Genomic DNA, 18,699 nt, shown 5'->3' with positions numbered 1-18,699 from the left:
CGCCGTCGTCGACCCCGGCACGGGACAGGCCAGTCAGGCCAGGTAGCGGTCGTAGCCCTCTTCCTCCAGGCGATCAGCCAGGTCGGGTCCTCCGGCCTCGGCCACGCGCCCGTCAACGAAGACGTGGACGTGGTCGGGCTTGATGTAGCGCAGGATGCGCGTGTAGTGGGTGATGAGGAGGAATCCGGCATCGGACTCGTCGTGGAGGCGGTTGACGCCCTCGGAGACGATGCGCAGGGCGTCGACGTCCAGGCCGGAGTCAGTCTCGTCCAGGACGGCGAAGCGGGGCCGGAGCAGCTCCATCTGGAGGATCTCGAAGCGCTTCTTCTCACCGCCGGAGAAGCCGGCGTTGACGTCGCGCTGGGAGAAGGCGGGGTCCATCCGCAGGTTCTTCATGGCCTGGTTGACCTCGCCGACCCACTGGCGCACCTTGGGGGCCTCGCCATCGATGGCGGTCTTGGCCGTGCGCAGGAAGTTGGCCACGGTGACGCCGGGGACCTCGACGGGGTACTGCATGGCCAGGAAGAGGCCGGCGCGGGCGCGCTCGTCCACGCTCATCTCAAGCAGGTCGACGCCGTCGAGGAGGACCTCTCCGTCGGTGACCTCGTAGTCGGGGTGACCGGCGATGGAGTAGGCCAGGGTGGACTTGCCCGAGCCGTTGGGGCCCATGATGGCGTGGACCTGGTTGGAGTTGATGGTCAGGTCGACACCCTTGAGGATGGGCTTGGGGCCGTCGTTGGTGGCCACCTGGACGTGGAGGTTCTTGATCTGCAGAGTGCTCATGCGACGTTTCTTTCAGCTGGGTTGTGTCTGGTTGCGGGTGGGCGGACCGTCGTGCGGGCCCGGCCTGTCACTCGGCTGCCGGCAGGGCGACGGGCTCCTGGTCGGTGCGGGCAGTGATGAGTCCGGTGAGCTCGAGCTCCTTCTCAATGGCGGCCATGAGGCGCTCCTCGACCTCATCGACACCGATCTCGGCGACGATCTCGTTGAAGAAGCCCAGGACGACGAGGCGGCGGGCCTCAGTCTCGGGGATGCCGCGGGCACGCAGGTAGAACAGCTGCTGGTCGTCGAAGCGGCCGGTGGCGCTGGCGTGGCCGGCCCCCTCGATGTTGCCGTTCTCGATCTCCAGGTTCGGCACGGAGTCGGCCTTGGCCCCCTCGGTCAGGACCAGGTTGCGGTTGAGCTCATAAGTGTCTGTGCCGCGGGCGGCCTGACCGATGAGGCAGTCCCCCACCCACACGGCGTGCGCGCCCTCGCCCTGGAGGGCGCCCTTGTAGGTGACGCGCGAGTAGCAGTGGGGCTCGGTGTGGGCCACGTACGGGCGGTGCTCCTGGTGCTGGCCGGCATCGGTGAAGTAGACGCCGTAGGCGTCGATGTGCCCGCCCTCGCCGGAGAAGCCCAGGTCCGGGCAGATGCGCACGTCTCCGCCGAGACTGACGACGACGTGCTTGAGGACACCGCGGCCGCAGACCCTCACCCGGTGGTTGGAGGCGTGAACGGCATCGTCCTCCCAGCCCTGAACGGTCACCAGGGTGAGCTCGGCGCCGTCGGCCACCGTCACCTCGACGCCCTGGGTCAGGGCGGCGGTGCCGGTGTGGTCGAGAACAACGGTTCCCTTGGAACCGGACTCGGCGGCGATGAGGATGTGCTGGGCGGTGGGGCGGGCGAGCTGCGCATCCTGACCGACGACGTTCAGTCGGGCGGCACGCTCGAGCTGGGCGCCCGGTTCCAGGGTCAGCACGGTGGCGGTCTCGGTACCGTTCCAGGCGGTGATGCCGGTGCGGTCGACCGGGGCGCCCACGGTGCCGATGCGGGCATCGCTGCGTGGGACGGTCTCAAGGCTCGCACCATCCGGGAGGTCGGCCTCGACACGGACGGCGCCGGCATCGGTCTGGGCAGCGCCGGCGGCCGCGCGGATGGCGTCGAGGTCGAACAGCGGGGCGAAGCGCTTCATCGGCGTGAAGCGCCACTCCTCCTCGCGGCCTCGCGGCACCGGGATGTCGGCGGGGTCGAAGGAGGTGGGGCGGTCGGCGCGCGAGGAGACGTAGCGCGGCCCGCCGTGGGAGTGGGCGCCGTCGAGCGTGGCACTCGAGTGGTCGGTGGAGAGTTCAGGCATGTGGAGGTGCTCCTTGGCCGGCAGCAGGCCGGTGTGATGAGGTGTGGGTCGAAGGCTGGGTGGGTTGAAGAGGAACCTCTGCGGTGGGTCAGCCCACCGAGTTCTCCATCTGCAGCTCGATGAGCCGGTTGAGCTCGAGGGCGTACTCCATGGGCAGCTCCCGGGCAATGGGCTCGACGAAGCCGCGCACGATCGTGGCCATGGCCTCGGTCTCGGTCAGCCCGCGCTGCATGAGGTAGAAGAGCTGGTCGGCACTCACCTTGGAGACGGTGGCCTCGTGCCCCATCTCGACGTCGTCGGTGCGCACGTCGACGTAGGGGTAGGTGTCCGACCGGGAGATCTCGTCGACCAGGAGCGCGTCGCACAGCACGTTGGACTTGGAGTGCCGGGCGTTCTTCATGATCTGCACCAGTCCGCGGTAGGCGCTGCGGCCACCGTGACGGGCGATCGACTTGGAGACGATGTGGCTGGAGGTGTGGGGCGCCATGTGGACCATCTTGGCGCCGGTGTCCTGGTGCTGGTCCTCGCCGGCGAAGGCGATGGACAGGGCCTCGCCACGGGCGTGGGGCCCCATGAGGAAGACGGCCGGGTACTTCATGTTCCGTTTGGAGCCGATGTTGCCGTCGATCCACTCCATGGTGGCGCCCTCCTCGCAGGTAGCGCGCTGGGTCACCAGGTTGTAGACGTTGTTGGACCAGTTCTGGATGGTCGTGTAGCGCACGCGGGCGTTCTTCTTGACCACGATCTCCACGATCGCCGAGTGCAGGGAGTCGGTGGAGTAGATGGGGGCGGTGCAGCCCTCGACGTAGTGGACGTAGGAGTCCTCGTCGGCGATGATGAGCGTGCGCTCGAACTGGCCCATGTTCTCCGTGTTGATGCGGAAGTATGCCTGGAGTGGGATCTCGACGTGGACGCCCTTGGGGACGTAGATGAAGGAACCCCCGGACCACACGGCCGTGTTGAGGGCGGCGAACTTGTTGTCGCCGGCGGGCACCACGGTCCCAAAGTACTCCTTGACGAGCTCGGGGTACTCGCGCACGGCGGTGTCGGTGTCAACGAAGATGACGCCCTGCTCCTCCAGGTCACCGCGGATCTGGTGGTAGACGACCTCCGACTCGTACTGGGCGGCCACACCCGCCACCAGGCGCTCGCGCTCGGCCTCGGGGATGCCGATGCGGTCGTAGGTGTTCTTGATGTCCTCGGGCAGGTCGTCCCAGGAGTTGGCCGGCCGGTCCGTGGAGCGCACGTAGTACTTGACGGCATCCATGTCGAGCTTGGAGAGGTCCACGCCCCAGGTGGGCATGGGCTTGCGCTCAAAGGTGGAGTACGCCTTGAGACGCTTGGCCAGCATCCACTCCGGCTCACCCTTGATGGCGGAGATCTCGCGGACCACCTGCTCATCAAGGCCTCGCTTGGCCTTCTCACCGGCCTCGTCGGAGTCGTGCCAGCCGAAGTCGTAGCTCGTTGAGATCGAGTCGATGATCTCGTCGTCGGTGCTACGAGTGGTCTCGGTAGTCGGCAGTGTCATCGGGTTCCTTCCATTCGCTTGGTCTCAAGGCCTCGCGTCTTAGCCGCCGCCCGCACCGCGCGCTTGCGCAGCGCGGGCATGGCGATCGGAATGTGGGTGGTACAGACATGCCCGCCTCCGGCCAGGGTGGCCAGACGCTGGACCGGGACGCCGACGAGCCTGGAGATGGCCTGCGTCTCGGCGTCGCACAGCTCGTGGAACTCCCCGGCGACGTCACGCACCGGACAGTTGCCCTGGCACAGCTGGACGGCGAAGGAGCCGTCCCCGACGTCGCGCACCGAGGCCGCGTAACCGTCGAGGGTCAGGGCGTCCGCCAGGGCGCGGGCCCGCTCCGAGGGGTCCTTGCCTGCCGCCTCAACGACGGTGGCGTAGCGGCGCTCGAGATCACGGCCCCTGGCCGCGGCGAAGGAGTCGACCGCCTTGTCACCGGCCACCTGGGACAGGTAGTGCAGGGCGCGGTTGGCCAGGTCGGAGTAGCCCTCCGCGAAGGAGGTGCGGGCCTTGGGCGTCAGCACATAGTGCCGGGCCGGGCGACCACGGCCACGCTTACCCGTCAGGGCCGGCGTGTGAACCTCGATCTGCTCAGCGTCCTCAAGCGCCGTGATGTGCCTGCGCACGGCGGCCGGCGTCAGGCTCAGGACCTTGGCGAGCTGAGCCGCCGAGACAGGGCCCTTCTCAGCGATGAGGTCGAGCACACGTGCCCGCGTCGAGTCATCGTCACTCTGTGTCATGACTGCTCCTCCCCTAGTCGCTGCGACGCCTCACGGCCTGACCCCGTTGCGGCCGGTTCGACCACGTCCTTGTTGGCCGAAGGATTCCAAGAATCAGCCAAAGGGCTGGCCCAGGATCGGCTGTAGGGCGTCGCAGGTCGTCGTGCCACGAGTTTAACCAAGATCTTGCTTACCGAATTCAACACTGGCAAGTTCATGACGGAGCGCCGCAGGGTGGGATTGAACACGCCACCTAATCAAAGGTAACCCTTACCTAGGAATACCTAACTAGTGGGTTGCCGCATATGACGGTGCCCCGTTACTCAAGCTGTCGCTGCCCCGGCGCAGACTCCTACAGGCTCTCTGGGCTGCGCAGCCAGGGGGCGTCAGCGGGACGCAGCCCTGCCCAGCCGCGGGAACGTGCCTGGGCCGTGGCCAGGACCCCCAGGACGGTGGAGGGGTTGTGCAGGCGGCCGTCCATGACGGCGTCGAGTGCCTCATCCAGTCGGACCCAGGTGGGCACGAACTCGGCCTCCTCGGCCTCGCGGGCAGTGCGCTGGTCCTCGGGCAGCAGGCTCAGGTCCTGGGCGAGGAAGATCCGGGCCCCCTCGGTGGTGAAGCCGGGCGAGGCGTAGAACTCGGCCAGCGTGTTCCAGGTGGCCGCCGCGTAGTCGGTCTCCTCAGCGAGCTCGCGGGCGGCGGCGACGGCGGGGGCCTCCCCCGGCACGTCGAGCAGGCCGGCGGGAATCTCCCACAGGCAGGCGCGTACGGGATGGCGGTACTGGCGAATCATGAGGATCTCCGCGGCACCGTCGGTCTGGGAGGATGCCTCGCCCTCGCGCAGGGCGACGACGGCTACGGCGTCGTGGTGGACGACGACCTGACGGGCCACCGGATCCTGACCGGGCCCCAGGCGCACGTGGTCGGCGTCGACGGCGAAGATCGGCCCGCTCCATACCCGTTCGCTGCCGACCAGCTCCCGCCCCGGTTCGCGCGTGTCGGCGAGGCTGTTCCCTAATCCGTCGCTGCTGCGGGTCGTCGTCACCGGGTGGTCCACGATTGGCTCCTCTTCTCGCTGCCGGCGTCATGGTTGACGGGCGCTCGGGCACAATGATGCTACCGCTCGGGGCGGGGCGGCTCAGTGCAGGTCGAGGACCGCCTGGCGCAGCTGGGCCGCCAGGTCCTCGAGCCCGGGAAGGCGCCCCGCCGCCTCCTGCGCGCGCTCAGCGGCGCGGAAGCGGGCCTCGGAGTCGCTCAGGAGGGTTCCGAGCGACTCGGCGATGGCTTGGGCCTGGGGAGCCACGAGGACGGCTCCTCCCCTGGCGGTGACGGCGGTACCGCCGACGTCGGTGGCAACGATCGCGGCGCCGGCACGCAAGGCCTCCTGGATGGTGAGGGGCTGGCCCTCCCACAGGCTGGTCTGGACGACGATGTCGGCTGCCTTCATGAGGGCCGGCGCGTCGGTTCGCCGCCCCAGGAGGGTGACCGGGAGGTGTTCGGCGCTGATGCGCTCAGAGGCCTCGGCCCCACCGGGGCCGTCTCCGGCGAGCGCCCAGGTGAAGGCCGCCAGCCGGCCGGCGTCGACCTCGCGGGAGAGGATCGCGGCGGCCTCGAGCAGCAGCGGCAGGCCCTTCTGGGGAGCCAGGCGGGCAACGGTCAGCAGGCGCGCGCCACCCTGCAGCCAGATCTCCCCCGGCGCAACAGAGTCGGAGGGACTCGCTTCGGAGGACTGCTGTGGGGGCGCTGCAGGGATGATGGCGAGCTCGACCCGTGGGGCGTCGAGCTCCCGGGCCCGTTCAGCCAGGTCTGGGCTGACCGCAAGGATGAGGTCGGCGCGCCGGGCGATGAGCCGTTCGAGCCTGTCCCCTACCAGGGTGGTCAAGCGTCCCCCGACAGTGAGGTTGTGGAGGGTGACGACCAGCCGGGTGCGTCCACGGCGGCGTCGTCCCAGGGCCAGTGCGGCCAGGGCTCCGGCTCGCAGCCCGTGGGCATGAACGACGTGGGCGCGTCTGCCCAGACGACGCAGCCTGGCCACGGCCAGAGTGTCGTTGGGGCTGGGGCGGGGGCCGATCTCGAGTACCTCGGCGCGAGCTGGATCGACATCCAGTCCGTCAAGGACGACTGCGGGTGCCTCGACGATGACGTCGTGGCCGTCGGCGGCCAGGATCCGGGCGCAGTCGGCCAGGTGGGCCCGCACCCCTCCGGCGGCTGATCCACACACTTGGAGGATTCGCCGGCGCCCAGCGTGCGGGCTCTGCGAGGCACTGGACTCGCTCATGTTCTCAACACCGCTGGGACTCATGGTCTCTCCTTGTCATCCTTCGTCCTCACCGTTGACCTGCCGCTACGTATTGATGCCAGGAGACTGCGGTCAGCCAGGTGGATGGCTACCAGGACGAGGGCTGCTGCCGCGGCGGCACCTGTCACAGCGGTGATCACGGCCAGGGGCAGGGAGGTCACGCGGGTGGTCACTGTACGGACAACCAGCCCGAGGGCGAGGGCCACGGGCAGCCCCGCGACGAGCGCGGTCAGAGTCGCACGCAGCACCCGGCCTCCCATGACCCGGGCCAGGACGGCGAGCAGACTCACCCCAGCCACCGTCATCCCGATGGTCGTGCCTACTCCCAGTGCCACGAGGGTGGCGCGCCCGTCCCCGCCGGAGGGGGCCATGAGGCGCACGCAGGTGGCGCAGGCCACGGCCACGGTCAGCCAGCCGGCCGCGGTGGCGTGAGCGGCGGGTCGAGAGCGGTCGGCGGCGAAGAGGACCCGGGTGACCTGGTAGATGAGGGCGTATCCGATCAGCCCCGGGGCCAGGACGGCCAGCGCCTGGCCCATCCCGTCGACCTGCTTGAAGGAGAAGAAGCGCTCGGCGGCGGTGCTGGCGGCCAGGAGCATGGCGGTTCCGGCGACGGCGACGGCGGTGACCAGGGCCGTGGAAGTGGCGACCAGACGCGAGACGTCCTCATCCGCACCAGTGCTGCCAGAGCTCTCCGACAGGTGCGTGCGGGCCTCGAAGGCGGCAGTCAGGCGGGGGTAGAGGACGGTGGCCACCGGGACGGCCAGCACCGCGTAGGGAAGGACGTAGACGGCCTGTGTGTACTGGTAGACCGCCGCAGTTCCGGTCTGCCCGCCCCAGCGGGCCATGGCCAGGACCACCAGGACGCTCAGCTGCTGAGCCAGGATCGTCCACACCCCGGCGCCGCCGAGCCGCAGCGCCCGCCGGGCCTGGGAGCCCCCCAGTCTCAGGGTGGGGCGCAACCCCAGTCCCAGCCGGTGGACCGGCCACAGCAGCGGGAGGCTGAGTGCGGCCACCCCGAGGGTCGTCCCCCAGCCGAGCACCTGGAGGGCGAGGCTGGAGGCGGTCGCGTCGTCACCGCCGGCCAGCGCCCCGTAGAGGCCGTAGGTCGCCATGACCACGAGGCTGGAGAGCATCGGTGTCAGAGCCGGCCAGGTGAAGCGGTTGTGAGCCTGGAGGACGCCGGTGAGGACGACCGCCACTCCGTACATGGGCACTTGCAGGGCGAACATGCGCAGGAAGGAGGCGACGAGCTCGTGCTGGAGCGCCGGGTCCACGCCCTGAGAGGTGGGGAACAGGGCTGCGATCGGTGTGGCCAGGATGATGAGCCCCAGGGACAGCGGGGTCAGGACCGCCAGGACCAGGCCGAGCAGCCCCGAGGCGGTGGCGGTGACCTCCTCACGTCTGCCCGCGGCGATCGGTGCGGCCAGGAGCGGGACGACGGTGGCCGCCAGCACGCCACCGACAACGACCTCGTAGAGGGTGTTGGGCAGCTGGTTGGCCGTGGTGTAGGCACCCGCCACCGTCCCTGTGCCGACGGTGGCGGCCTGGACGAGCCAGCGCAGGAACCCCAGGACGCGGGAGACGAGGGTCAGGCCTGCGACGGACCCGGCCACTGAGAGCAGGCCGCCGCGGCGTTGCTGGGATGCCATCAGGGGCGGCGTCCCAGCCCATCGAGTGCGGCCAGCACCGGGGTGTCGCTGATGACACGGGAGAAGGAGACCTTCTCACTGGCCAGGATGAGGCTCACCCCGCTCAGGGCGGCTCCGACGCGCACCGCGGCGTGGGGGTGGCATGCCAGAGCGGTTCCCAGCAGGGCTCCGACGGCGTTGGCTCCGGTGTCGCCCAGCATCGTGTTCTCCAGGAGGTCCTCCGGCAGGGCCATGAGGCTGACTCCCAGGGTTCCTGCGGCCACCAACCGAGTGGACTCGCCGTCTCGTCCGGGGGTGGCCAGCAGCGGGGCGCTCACGATGCAGGCGGTCTTGAGCGCGCGTCCGGGGCGCAGGTCGAGCAGGTTGAGCAGGTTCGCCCAGGCCGCGATGACCACGGCACTGGATGCGGCGTCGGCGACGATCGTCGCCGGCGGGCGTCCGCCGTTGCCCGAGCCGCGGTGGCGGGCCAGGAGGACACCGCTGACAAGCGCCCCTGAGCCGATGACGGCGATCTTGAGGGCTCCTGTGGTGACGCGTCCGTGGGCGAGGGCGGTCAGATGGCCCTTGAGCCCCTTGGCGGGAGTGTCGCCGTCGTGGGCACCGGCATCGAGGTCATCGACCAGGCCGGCGCACCCGCCGGCCGCAGCCGCGAGGGTGGCGGCAAGCCCTGTCCGTGAGGACGATGCGGTCCCGCCCCCCATGAGTCTGCCGGTCTCAATTCCGGCCGTCACGGCGCCGACCGCGGCTCCCACGCCCCCGCGCAGGCTCACGGTGCGGCCATGGAAGTTGGTGCGCTCCAGGCCCTGGGCGATGGGCGCCAGAGAGGCGGACCAGGACAGGGTGACGCCCGCAGCCTTGCCCCCCACCTGCGCCAGGCGTCGGGCGCAGGAGCTTACTCGCGTGATCGTGCCAGCCATGGACTCAGCCTAAGGCAGGGCGAGGGTGGATCGCGGCGTCGGCGCCCGTGACGAGGCCGGAGCGCCTGAGAACAGGGGCTACTTGGTCACTGGCGGCATGACGGCGTCGGCTCCCTTGTCGAAGCCGTAGTGGCCGATGGTTCCCGCCCGGGTGGAGGCCAGGGCCAGGGGCGTGGAGACCGAGGCGGCGATCTGGCCGACGGAGTCGATGGTGGTCACCTTCGCACCCTCGGAGCGGATGATGCTGACGACGTTGTCGTCGCCGTCGGCGGAGCCGACGACGACTGTGGGCGCCCGACCGGCTGTACCCGCCAGCGCCTTGGCCCAGGCCTTGGGGTCCTGGCCCGGTGATGCCTCGACCGTCGCCCCCTTGCCGGAGGCGGCCTGCGGGCGCGGCCCGACGACGACGATCATCTCCGCAGGCCCGGTGGGCGTGGAGTCCACGGTGACGAAGGGCGTGCCGGACTTGTCCACCGACAGCATGTCCATGAGGACTCGGGAGGAGTCGTCGTTGGCGGTGAGGGCCTTGGCCAGTGCCTCCCCCAGGATGCCGTTGGCGTCCTTGGAGGTGGCGCTGTCCAGGTGCCCCTGGACCTGTCCGGAGAAGGTGGAGCGGTAGTTCTCCCGCGACAGGTCCACCCACGTGCTGGTCAGGCTGAGCCGACCGGTGACGGTGGCGCCTGCGCTCTTGAGCTGGGTGGTGATGGCGTCGGCGTCCTCGGCCTTGGCGTCGGGCAGAAGCACCATGGCGACGTTCTTGGAGGCCAGGGTTCCGGGCAGGAGACTGCTGGCGGCCTGAGTGATGTAGGAGTCCCGCTCGTTGACGGCCGTCTCAGTCTGCTCGAGCTTGGCCTGGGTGGCGTTGCGGTTCTCACGCAGGGCGGTGACCTGGTCGTTGAGCGCGGTTCCCAGGGAGTTCTGCAGTGGGCCGGCTCCCAGGACGACCCCGACGGCGAGGGCAAGGAACACGGAGATGAGCGATACCAGGTGATAGCGGAAGTCGATCATGGTTGAAGACCTTGAAGATGACCGTGAGAGGGGCTGCCTCTCAGATGGGCGGGGGTCGTTAGACGGTGGGTGAGTTCGGGGCCAGGCCCAGCAGCGTGCGGAAGAAGTTGACGATGTCGTCCCACACGGCACCGGACAGTCCCAGGAAGGTCTGTCCACCGGGCGTGGACATCAGGGCCATGGCCAGGGCGAAGGTGCCCGCCAGGGCCAGGAACAGCAGCCACCATCCCGAGATGCGGGTGCGGTAGAGCTGGGAGACGCCCTTGGCGTCGATGAGGCGGCCACCGACCTTGAGCCGGGTCAGGAAGGTCGAGGACATGCCGGCACGTCCCTTGTCGAGGAACTCCAGCAGGGTGGCGTGCGTCCCCAGGGCCACGATGATCTCGGCGCCGGCCTCATCGGCCATGAGCATGGCGATGTCCTCACTGGTGCCGGTGGCGGCGAAGACATGGTGCTCGACCCCGAGCTCCTCGACATGGGCCAGGCCCGGGGCGCGCCCGTCGCGGTAGGCGTGAACGACGATCTCGGCACCGCAGGTGAGCGCCTTGTCGGACACAGAGTCCATGTCACCCACGACCATGGCCGGTTTGAAGCCGGCCTCCAGGACGGCGTCGGCACCTCCGTCAACGCCGATGATGACGGGCTTGTACTCGCGGATGTAGGGCTTGAGCGCCTGAAGGTCCTCCTTGTAGGAGTAGCCGCGCACGACCACCAGGACGTGCTTGCCGCTCATCCGCGTGGTCAGCGAGGGCATGCCGACACCGTTGAGGAGCAGGTCCCACTCCCCGCGCATGTACTCCATGGTGTTGGCGGCGAAGGCCTCCAGCTGAACGGCCAGGCCCTTCTGGGCCTCCTCCATGGCCACGGCGACGGTCTGCTTGGTCTGGACCGAGCCCTCGGCAATGACCTGCTCCTTGCCCTCGACACGCACCGAGCCTTCCTCGACGGTGATGCGCTGGCCGTCGTGCAGCCGCATGATGTCGGGGCCCAGATCATCTACGAGCGGGATTCCCGCGTCGAGGAGGATGCCGGGGCCGAGGTTCGGGTAGCGCCCGGAGATGGACGGGGATGCGTTGAGGACCGCTGAGGCACCGCACTCCACCAACGCCTCTGCGGCCACCCGATCAAGGTCGGTGTGGTCGATGATGGCGATCTCCCCGGGCTGGAGACGCTTGGTGAGCTTCTTCGTGCGCGCGTCGACGCGTACGACACCGCTGGGACGCTCGGAGACGGACGCAGACTTACTGCGGAAGGGATTCCTCACGGCTCGGATTGTCCCACGACTGCTTCCTGGAGAAGCTCAGCGGCGTGCCGGACCGCGGCCTGGGAGTCCTCGTGCCCGGAGAGCATTCTGGCCAGCTCCCGTTCTCTCTCCTGGCCTTCGACGACGAAGACCTGTGTGCGGGTGCGTCCCGTCTGGGACTTTCTCACATTCCTTGCCGACGCCTCTGAAAGGCCGGGACCGGATTCGGGTTCGGGCACTGTCTCCTTGCGCACCACGAGGTGGGTGTCAGCCCATGCCGCCACCTGGGCCAGGTGGGTGACCACGATGACCTGGTGATGTCGTGCCAGGCGGGCCAGGCGCCTGCCGATCTCCCGAGCGGCCCGGCCTCCCACGCCGGCGTCGATCTCGTCGAAGACGAGGGTGCGGGTATGGGTCGAGGGGCGCGCGGAGGCCGCGGCGTCGGCGAGCACCACCTCCAGGGCGAGCATGATGCGGGACAGCTCGCCTCCCGATGCCCCCTTCCCCAGGGGCAGGGCGGGCGCACCGGGGTGTGAGACGAGTGTGAGGGCGACGCTCTCAAGGCCTGTGGGTCCAGGCTCATCGAGCCGGTCCAGCTCGACGACGAGCCGGGCGCCCTTCATCTCCAGGCCCTCCAGCTCTGCGGTGACGGCCTGTTCAAGACGCTCGCCGAGCCGACGACGAGCCCGGCTCAGCTCCTCGCCAGCACCGGCCAGCTCCTCGTCGGCAGCGGCCAGGCGCTCGGCCAGGACGGTGGCGGTGTCCTGCGGCCCGTCGAGCTCGGCCAGGCGCGCGGCTGCGCGCTGCCCCCAGGCCAGGAGGGCATCGACGTCGTCGAGCTGCTCCTGAGGCCCGCCGATCTCCCGGCAGGCGCGAGCGAGCTCCCCGCGGCGGTCCTGGACCTGGGCGAGACGAGCCGGGTCGGCGCTCAGTGAGGACAGGTATCCACTCAGCTCGGCGGCGATATCGGCTGCGTCGATGCCCAGTCGCTGGGTGCGTGTGGCCAGCTCGGCCAGGGCGGGATCGCGGTCGGACTCGACAGCCAGGCTGCGGTGAGCGTGGGCGATGAGGGAGACGACATCGGGCGCCTGCCCGGTGGCGGACTCCTCTCCGCTGAGTGCGGTGCGGGCGCCGGTGGCGGCTCTGCGCAGGTCCTCGGCGTGGTCGAGTCGCTCGGCCTCCGCCGTCAGGTCCCGGTCCTCACCGCTGCGGGGGTCGATCTCCTCCAGGGCCTCGAGCCAGGTACGCAGCTGCGCCACCTCAACGGCTCGGGCCTGAGCGGATGCCTGCCACTCCTGGAGCTCCTGGTCAGCCTGTCGGCGCGCCTGGTAGGCCCGGGCATAGCGGCGGCACAGGGCGGCATGGTCCTGGCCACCCAGTGAGTCCAGAGCAGCGCGTTGGGCCGCGGTCGAACGCAGTCGCAGCTGGTCGGCCTGGCCGTGGACGGAGACCAGGCGGCCACCCACCTCGCTGAGAACCGAGGCCGGCACTGAGCGCCCTCCCAGATACGCGCGGGAGCGTCCGGAGGAGGGAACCGTGCGAGAGGCCAGGAGGAGGTCGTCGTCGAGATCGCCCCCGGCCTCGACGACGCGGGCGGCAACGTGCGAGTCCGGGTCGACCAGGAAGGCGCCCTCAACCAGGCTGCGCTCGGCACCGGTCCGCACGATGGTGGTCTCGGCCCGCTGCCCCAGCAGCAGCCCGAGGGAGGTGAGCACCATCGTCTTGCCGGCACCGGTCTCGCCGGTCAGGGCGGTCAGGCCCCGACTGAGGGGAAGATCAGCCTCCTCGATGACACCGAGGTCCTCGATGTGCAAAGACTCGATCACGCCGTTCCTCCCGAGGAGTCCCGCCGGCTCTCACCGTCGGCGCTCTTTTCGGCAGTGGTGACCTGCTGCTGGTGCAGCACATCATCCTCAGATGAGTATGCCTCGTCGGCGCTACTGGAGGCCCGCCACCCCTCCACGGGCAGGTCGAACTTGCGCACTAGACGGCTGGCGAAGGGGGCCTCGTTGAAACGTGCCAGGCGCACCGGACGCTCCGCCCGGGTGACGCGGATCCTGGCACCGACCGGCACGTCCAGGCTGCGTCTGCCGTCGCACCAGATCTCGGCGCCTCCGAAGCCCACCCGTTGGACCACGACCTCCATGCAGGAGTTGGGGCCCAGGACCAGGGGGCGGGTGAACAGGGCGTGCGCAGCCACGGGCACCAGGAGGAGTGCCTCGACCTCAGGCCAGATGACGGGGCCGCCACAGGAGAACGCGTAGGCGGTCGAGCCGGTGGGCGTGGCCATGATGAGGCCATCGCAGCCGAAGGAGGACACGGCCTGGCCGTCAACACCGATGGCGACCTCGATCATGCGGGCGCGGTCACGCTTCTCCAGGGCCGCCTCGTTGAGGGCCCAATCGCGAGTGACCGTTCCGTCAGGACAGATGACCTCCACGTTCAAGGTGGTGCGGGTCTCGACCGTGTAGCGGCCGGCGACCAGATCTGCAACAACCTGCTCGATGCCGTCGGGGTCGGCCTCGGCCAGGAAACCGACGTGGCCGGTGTTGATGCCCACCAGGGGGATGTCCCGCTCACGGGCGATCTCGAAGGCGCGCAGGATCGTGCCGTCACCGCCGAGCACCAGGACGAGGTCGACGTGGTCTGTGCAGTCCGGGCCGACCGGCTCGACACCGTGGGCACGCAGCGCCGCTGATGCCCGAGCCACAGCGGTGGTCGTCGGAGCACTGGGCCGGGGAACGGGAACGGGCTTGTCGTTGAGCTCGCGCTGCAGCAGCATGACGCGCGAGATCCTCCGGCAATGCTGCTCCGTTCCCGGTTGCTCCAAGGTCTGAAGGCCGGCCGACTCAGCCGGCCGCGATGCAGCACTGGTGTCTGAAGGGCTCAGCTTGCTCATGGGTGGGTCCTTGTTCTGCGTCGTCGTGGGCCGCCCGCCGCGGGTCCGGCAGCAACGGCATCCTCGATGCTCGAGCGCAACTCGTCTCCGCGCAGGTCCCCGGGGCAACCGGCGCGGGAGGCGTGCATGCTCAGGAAGTACTCAACGTTACCGGCGGGACCCGGCAACGGGGAGGCGGTCACGGCGTCCACTCCCACACCCAGGGCGTGCGCTCGCTCAGCCACCGTCATGACGGTCTCCACGTGGAGATCCGGGTCGCGCACCACTCCCCCGTGCCCGATCCGATCCTTGCCCACCTCGAACTGGGGCTTGACCATGAGCAGAAGGTCGGCGTCGTCGGCCGCGGCACGCAGCAACGGCTCGAGGACCAGCGTCAGGGAGATGAAGGACAGGTCGCCCACGACCAGCTCCGGAGCCGGGGCGACGGCCTCGGGATCCAGCGTGCGGATGTTGGTGCGGTCCAGGGCGGTGACGCGAGGGTCGGAGCGCAGCGACCAGGCCAGCTGGCCGTAGCCGACGTCGACGGCCACGACGTGCTCAGCACCGCGGCGCAGGAGGACGTCGGTGAAGCCCCCGGTCGAGGCACCGGCATCCAGGCAGCGGCGGCCCTCAATACGGGGCGCCAGACCGTGCCGGTCCAGCGCGTCCAACGCACCGGCGAGCTTGTGGGCGCCGCGGGAGACGTAGTCCTCTCCGGAGGGCGCCAGGATCTCGATGGCCTGGGCCGGGTTGACCTGACGGGCGGGCTTAGTGACGACCTCGCCGTCGAGGGTGACGTGACCGTCGGTGACGAGGGTGGCAGCGTGGGTACGGGAACGGGCCAGCCCACGACGCACGAGCTCTGAGTCGATGCGGATCAGCCGGGCCATGTCAGCCTTCCGCCTTGTGCAGGACGGAGGCGAGGTCCTCGTGGATGGCGGACAAGGCAGCTGCTCGCTCCTCCAGGGGCATCTGAGCTATCTCGGTGAGCTCGTCGGCGCGGTCATTGAGCCCTTGGGCTGCCGTCAGGGCGACATCGGCTCGCGGGGGCGCGGGCACCGGAGGCCGAGGCGCCGGTCGGTGCGCGGGATCCGCCATCGCCGGCGTCTCCTCTCCGATGTCGGTTATCGACTCGTTGCGGCTCATTCCTGACTCCCATCGACATCGTTCGAGCTGCCGCGGCGTGTTCCTCTTCCCCTCCTGAGGCGCCTCTCCAGCCCCGGCCAGGTTCTCAGGGCTCGATCACCTCGATCTCGGGCAGCTCCAGCGCTGCGGCCTCACCCGGGCGGCCCTGGGCGTCGGCCCAGTCCCAGGCGGCCACGGCCAGCGCCCGGTAGGAGTCCAGGTCAATACGCACGGGAGCGCCGTCCGGTGAGGACACGGCGCCGGCGCCCTGGAGCTCGAGCCCGGAGCCGACGACGCGGGCGCTGCGGTTGCCGACCCGCCACCACACCTGGCCGTCCTCCTCGGTTCGCACGGGCTCGGGGTGGGGCGCAGTCAGGCCACGCAGGTCGGTGTGAAGGAAGCTGGGACGCTCGGTGGCCGGCGCGGAGATGACGTCTCGCGCGTCTGAGACACCGGTGAGAACGTGGAGCCCGGGGATCCCGGCGGCCCGGGCCCCGACGTGGTCGGTGTTGAGCCGGTCCCCGACCGCCAGGGGCCTGGTCCCACCGGCCCGCTTGAGGGCACGCGTGTAGATGCCGGGGAAGGGCTTACCCCCGGCCAGGGGCTCCTTGCCGGAGGCGTGGACGACGGCGGCCACGAGGCTGCCGTTGCCCAGGGCGAAGCCCCGCTCGGTGGGCAGGGTCGCGTCAAGGTTGGTGGCCACGTGGAGGGCCCCGGCATTGATGGCGTAGACGCCTTCAGACAGCAGTGCCCAGTCGACCGCAGGGTCCCAGCCCTGGACGACGGCGACCGGTTCGTCCTGCGCACTGCTGGTCACCTGGAAGCCCTCGTCGAGGAGGGCCTGGCGGACTCCGTCGCCTCCGACGACAAGCACCGTGGAGCCCGGTTCAACGTGCTCAGTGAGCATGGCGGCCGCGTCCATGGCGGCGCTGAAGACCTCCGACGCCTCGGCGGTGATGCCGTTGGCCGCCAGCTTGTCCACGACCGTTTGAGGGGCCCGTGAGGCGTTGTTGGTGACGAAGGACAGGTGCATGCCGGCCCTGCGGGCGGCGTTGACGTTGTCGGCGGCATAAGGCACTCGGGCCTCTCCGGCGAAGCACACGCCGTCAAGGTCCAGCAGGGCGACGTCGTAGGCGGCGCACAGGGGCTGCTCGCTGCCCAGAAGGCTGGCGGGAGCAGCAGCGGCAGCGGCCTGGGGCATAGTCATCGGGGCTCCTCAGAGGCGTTGGTGGAAGGCGTCGGGGGTTCATTCGCGTCCTGAAGCAGTTCGGCCATCTCGGCCTCGACACGCTCGGCGAAGGACTGCGACCACTGGGCGTCCTCGTCCTGGTCCATAGGCTCATCGCGAGGATCGAGGTCTGCTGAGGCCTCGTCCTGGACGGCCTCACCCGGAGCCTCTAAGGCCTCTCTCGGCTCACTCTCCGCCTCGTCGTTCCGGTCGCCGCCGGAATCGGTGGCGGCCTGAGTGTCGGACCTCTCCGGAATGCCTTGCTCCTCGGCCTGGGAGTCGTAGTCGTCCTCGATATCGAAGACCTCGACCTCGTCCTCCTCCACCGGCTCAGGGCCGATACGGTCGCGGATGGCCTCCGCCTCCTGGTGCCGCCCAAGCTCCTCGAGCCGGTCGGCGCGCACCGAGTGCAGGCGTCTAAGGGTCTCGCTGTCAGAGGGGCGTGCCCTGATGGCGTCCTCGATGACGATCAGACCGAGATCGGTCTGGCCCATGTCGTGACGAAGACTGGAGACGACCATGGCCAGCTCGGCCCGTTCAATCTCGTCGAGCTGGCGTAGATCGGCCGCCTGAGCGGCTTGGAGGGCCTTGTCGACGTGGCCCAGTGCTCGCTCGCAGTCGACCTCGATCGCCCGGTGGAGATCGAGGCCGGACAGTCGCCTGGCGGCACGAATCTCTCGGAGCGCCTCGCTGTAGTGGCCGGCGAGGTATGCGGCGATACCTGTCGTCTCCCGGACGACGGCGACACGGCCCGCGTGGGAGGAGGCGTAGCGCGCGTGCTCATAAGCGGTCTGAGGATCGTCGTTGAGGAGACGCTGAACCATGACCAGATGCCGGGCAACGTTCTCCGCGTTGGCGCGGCCCAGGGCACGCAACTCGGCCCGCGCACCGCGCTCAAGATCTGCGGGCTCAACGTCGTCCGGAACCTTGGGCTCGGGGACGCGCTGACGCTGCGGCGGGCGACCTCGACGATCGTCCCGTCTGTCCCGCGAGTCCTTACGCCCGGAGTGATCGTTGAAACGACCTGGTCTCCTACCGCTACGGTCAGCGCGCCTGTCACCGTTGTCCCCGTCTCGACGCCGTTCACCGCGCCAGTTGTCACGGTGCCGGCGATCGTTGCGAGGAGAGTGTTCGTCATGGCCCGACCGCTGGGAGTGCCCACGGGAGCCGTAGGACTCGTCATCCCGTCCTGCGCGCTCACTGCGCCGAGAGTGTCCTTCATCCCCCGTGAAACGGCTGCGTGCGCCGAAGCCGTGCCGCTCACCGCTGCGACGACGCCGACCTGCGTCGCCGTGGTCCGACCCGTGCTGACGGTCCTGATACGCCATGGTCCTTCTTTCACTCCGGGACTGCCGTCAGTTCCCCCGCTGTCCTTGAATACCTGGGAGGAGCCTACCTGGAGCGAGGCTCTCAGGCGTAACGAGACCCGGTAACACGCAGTGAGGCGCGCGCTGTTTGGAGCTGCGTGCTGAGTGCTGTGTTGTGTGTGGGTATATAGGGGTATCGGGTCGGCTCCCACATCTGTTGTGAGAACCGACCCGATACTGGTGGTTTGTGCTCGGTGGTGTCCTACTCTCCCGCACCCTGGCGGGTGCAGTACCATCGGCGCTGTCAGGCTTAGCTTCCGGGTTCGGGATGGGTGCCGGGCGTTTCCCTGTCGCTGTGACCACCGAGACGACTGGTCGGGCAGTGCGTTACCGTCGTCTGGTGCGGTTATTCGGTTATCCGTCTGGCTGCCCCCGTTAAACCACGCACGCACGAGCACGCTGGGTGCTTGTGTGTGGTTGGTGGTTGGGTTGGGTGTGGACCGTATAGTGGACGCTCACGCTCTTACTCTCACTACCCCCGGGTGTGGGGGTGTTGTTGTTTGTGTTGGCCTATTAGTACCAGTCAGCTCTGCAGACCGTTGCCGGTCTTCCACTCCTGGCCTATCAACCCAGTAGTCTGCTGGGGGCCTACCAGGACACCGAGGTGCCCTGTGGAGACCTTATCTTGAAG

At 69.3% G+C, this 18,699-nt stretch carries 16 protein-coding genes and 2 rRNA genes; all 18 read right to left on the bottom strand.

The genetic code is table 11. From position 1 onward, the window contains the following. Positions 1–33: 33 nt before the first annotated feature. Complete coding sequence (gene sufC, locus BKH28_RS10545; protein WP_075418759.1) at positions 34–783, bottom strand: Fe-S cluster assembly ATPase SufC; 750 nt, start codon at positions 781–783, stop codon at positions 34–36. 67 nt (positions 784–850) lie between these two features. Next, on the bottom strand, positions 851–2,116 hold the full coding sequence (gene sufD / locus BKH28_RS10540) for a Fe-S cluster assembly protein SufD (RefSeq protein ID WP_075418758.1): 1,266 nt from the start codon (positions 2,114–2,116) through the stop codon (positions 851–853). A gap of 88 nt (positions 2,117–2,204) precedes the next feature. After that, entirely contained in the window at positions 2,205–3,644 is a 1,440-nt protein-coding gene (gene sufB / locus BKH28_RS10535; RefSeq protein ID WP_075418757.1) for a Fe-S cluster assembly protein SufB, read from the bottom strand. Beyond that, positions 3,641–4,375: a helix-turn-helix transcriptional regulator gene (locus tag BKH28_RS10530; RefSeq protein ID WP_075418756.1), complete on the bottom strand. Its 735-nt coding sequence runs from the start codon at positions 4,373–4,375 to the stop codon at positions 3,641–3,643. Before BKH28_RS10530 ends, sufB begins: the two co-directional genes overlap by 4 nt. A 331-nt stretch (positions 4,376–4,706) precedes the next feature. Then, entirely contained in the window at positions 4,707–5,411 is a 705-nt protein-coding gene (locus tag BKH28_RS10525) for an NUDIX domain-containing protein (protein WP_075418755.1), read from the bottom strand. A gap of 81 nt (positions 5,412–5,492) precedes the next feature. After that, positions 5,493–6,656, bottom strand: coding sequence for a glycosyltransferase family 4 protein (locus BKH28_RS10520; protein WP_075418754.1), 1,164 nt, complete (start codon positions 6,654–6,656; stop codon positions 5,493–5,495). Then, positions 6,653–8,302, bottom strand: coding sequence for a murein biosynthesis integral membrane protein MurJ (gene murJ, locus BKH28_RS10515; protein WP_075418753.1), 1,650 nt, complete (start codon positions 8,300–8,302; stop codon positions 6,653–6,655). The genes BKH28_RS10520 and murJ overlap by 4 nt, the downstream gene beginning before the upstream one ends. Next, a complete protein-coding gene (locus tag BKH28_RS10510; protein ID WP_075418752.1) occupies positions 8,302–9,219 on the bottom strand; it encodes a hypothetical protein in 918 nt (305 codons plus the stop codon). The genes murJ and BKH28_RS10510 overlap by 1 nt, the downstream gene beginning before the upstream one ends. Before the next feature lie 78 nt (positions 9,220–9,297). After that, positions 9,298–10,227: a copper transporter gene (locus BKH28_RS10505; RefSeq protein WP_075418751.1), complete on the bottom strand. Its 930-nt coding sequence runs from the start codon at positions 10,225–10,227 to the stop codon at positions 9,298–9,300. Between the two features lie 58 nt (positions 10,228–10,285). Beyond that, on the bottom strand, positions 10,286–11,491 hold the full coding sequence (gene steA / locus BKH28_RS10500) for a putative cytokinetic ring protein SteA (protein WP_075418750.1): 1,206 nt from the start codon (positions 11,489–11,491) through the stop codon (positions 10,286–10,288). Continuing rightward, positions 11,488–13,296 (bottom strand): DNA repair protein RecN, encoded by a 1,809-nt coding sequence (recN, locus tag BKH28_RS10495; RefSeq protein WP_075418749.1) that lies wholly within the window; start codon positions 13,294–13,296, stop codon positions 11,488–11,490. Before recN ends, steA begins: the two co-directional genes overlap by 4 nt. Next, a complete protein-coding gene (locus BKH28_RS10490; RefSeq protein WP_075418748.1) occupies positions 13,293–14,252 on the bottom strand; it encodes an NAD kinase in 960 nt (319 codons plus the stop codon). Before BKH28_RS10490 ends, recN begins: the two co-directional genes overlap by 4 nt. Before the next feature lie 113 nt (positions 14,253–14,365). Continuing rightward, positions 14,366–15,238, bottom strand: coding sequence for a TlyA family RNA methyltransferase (locus BKH28_RS10485; protein ID WP_075418747.1), 873 nt, complete (start codon positions 15,236–15,238; stop codon positions 14,366–14,368). Between the two features lies 1 nt (position 15,239). Then, positions 15,240–15,494, bottom strand: coding sequence for a hypothetical protein (locus tag BKH28_RS10480; RefSeq protein ID WP_081380118.1), 255 nt, complete (start codon positions 15,492–15,494; stop codon positions 15,240–15,242). Between the two features lie 85 nt (positions 15,495–15,579). Continuing rightward, positions 15,580–16,680, bottom strand: coding sequence for an HAD-IIA family hydrolase (locus tag BKH28_RS10475; RefSeq protein ID WP_081380117.1), 1,101 nt, complete (start codon positions 16,678–16,680; stop codon positions 15,580–15,582). Next, complete coding sequence (locus BKH28_RS10470) at positions 16,677–17,525, bottom strand: hypothetical protein (protein ID WP_075418745.1); 849 nt, start codon at positions 17,523–17,525, stop codon at positions 16,677–16,679. Before BKH28_RS10470 ends, BKH28_RS10475 begins: the two co-directional genes overlap by 4 nt. 732 nt (positions 17,526–18,257) lie before the next feature. After that, a 5S ribosomal RNA gene (gene rrf / locus BKH28_RS10460) occupies positions 18,258–18,375 on the bottom strand. A gap of 185 nt (positions 18,376–18,560) precedes the next feature. Beyond that, positions 18,561–18,699: ribosomal RNA gene (locus BKH28_RS10455) — 23S ribosomal RNA — on the bottom strand; the annotation flags it as partial.

Source organism: Actinomyces oris (assembly GCF_001937665.1).
GTDB lineage: Bacteria > Actinomycetota > Actinomycetes > Actinomycetales > Actinomycetaceae > Actinomyces > Actinomyces stomatis.
Note: the sequence above shows the minus strand (reverse complement) of the source record. Positions and strands in the feature narration are given on the sequence as shown.

Excerpts from the sequence above, each read along its gene's own strand:
- sufC (WP_075418759.1), bottom strand. The coding sequence starts at position 783 with ATGAGCACTCTGCAGATCAAGAACCTCCACGTCCAGGTGGCCACCAAC.
- sufD (WP_075418758.1), bottom strand. The coding sequence starts at position 2,116 with ATGCCTGAACTCTCCACCGACCACTCGAGTGCCACGCTCGACGGCGCC.
- sufB (WP_075418757.1), bottom strand. The coding sequence starts at position 3,644 with ATGACACTGCCGACTACCGAGACCACTCGTAGCACCGACGACGAGATC.
- BKH28_RS10530 (WP_075418756.1), bottom strand. The coding sequence starts at position 4,375 with ATGACACAGAGTGACGATGACTCGACGCGGGCACGTGTGCTCGACCTC.
- BKH28_RS10520 (WP_075418754.1), bottom strand. The coding sequence starts at position 6,656 with ATGAGTCCCAGCGGTGTTGAGAACATGAGCGAGTCCAGTGCCTCGCAG.
- murJ (WP_075418753.1), bottom strand. The coding sequence starts at position 8,302 with ATGGCATCCCAGCAACGCCGCGGCGGCCTGCTCTCAGTGGCCGGGTCC.
- BKH28_RS10510 (WP_075418752.1), bottom strand. The coding sequence starts at position 9,219 with ATGGCTGGCACGATCACGCGAGTAAGCTCCTGCGCCCGACGCCTGGCG.
- BKH28_RS10505 (WP_075418751.1), bottom strand. The coding sequence starts at position 10,227 with ATGATCGACTTCCGCTATCACCTGGTATCGCTCATCTCCGTGTTCCTT.
- BKH28_RS10490 (WP_075418748.1), bottom strand. The coding sequence starts at position 14,252 with ATGCTGCTGCAGCGCGAGCTCAACGACAAGCCCGTTCCCGTTCCCCGG.
- BKH28_RS10485 (WP_075418747.1), bottom strand. The coding sequence starts at position 15,238 with ATGGCCCGGCTGATCCGCATCGACTCAGAGCTCGTGCGTCGTGGGCTG.
- BKH28_RS10480 (WP_081380118.1), bottom strand. The coding sequence starts at position 15,494 with ATGAGCCGCAACGAGTCGATAACCGACATCGGAGAGGAGACGCCGGCG.
- BKH28_RS10475 (WP_081380117.1), bottom strand. The coding sequence starts at position 16,680 with ATGACTATGCCCCAGGCCGCTGCCGCTGCTGCTCCCGCCAGCCTTCTG.
- BKH28_RS10470 (WP_075418745.1), bottom strand. The coding sequence starts at position 17,525 with ATGGTTCAGCGTCTCCTCAACGACGATCCTCAGACCGCTTATGAGCAC.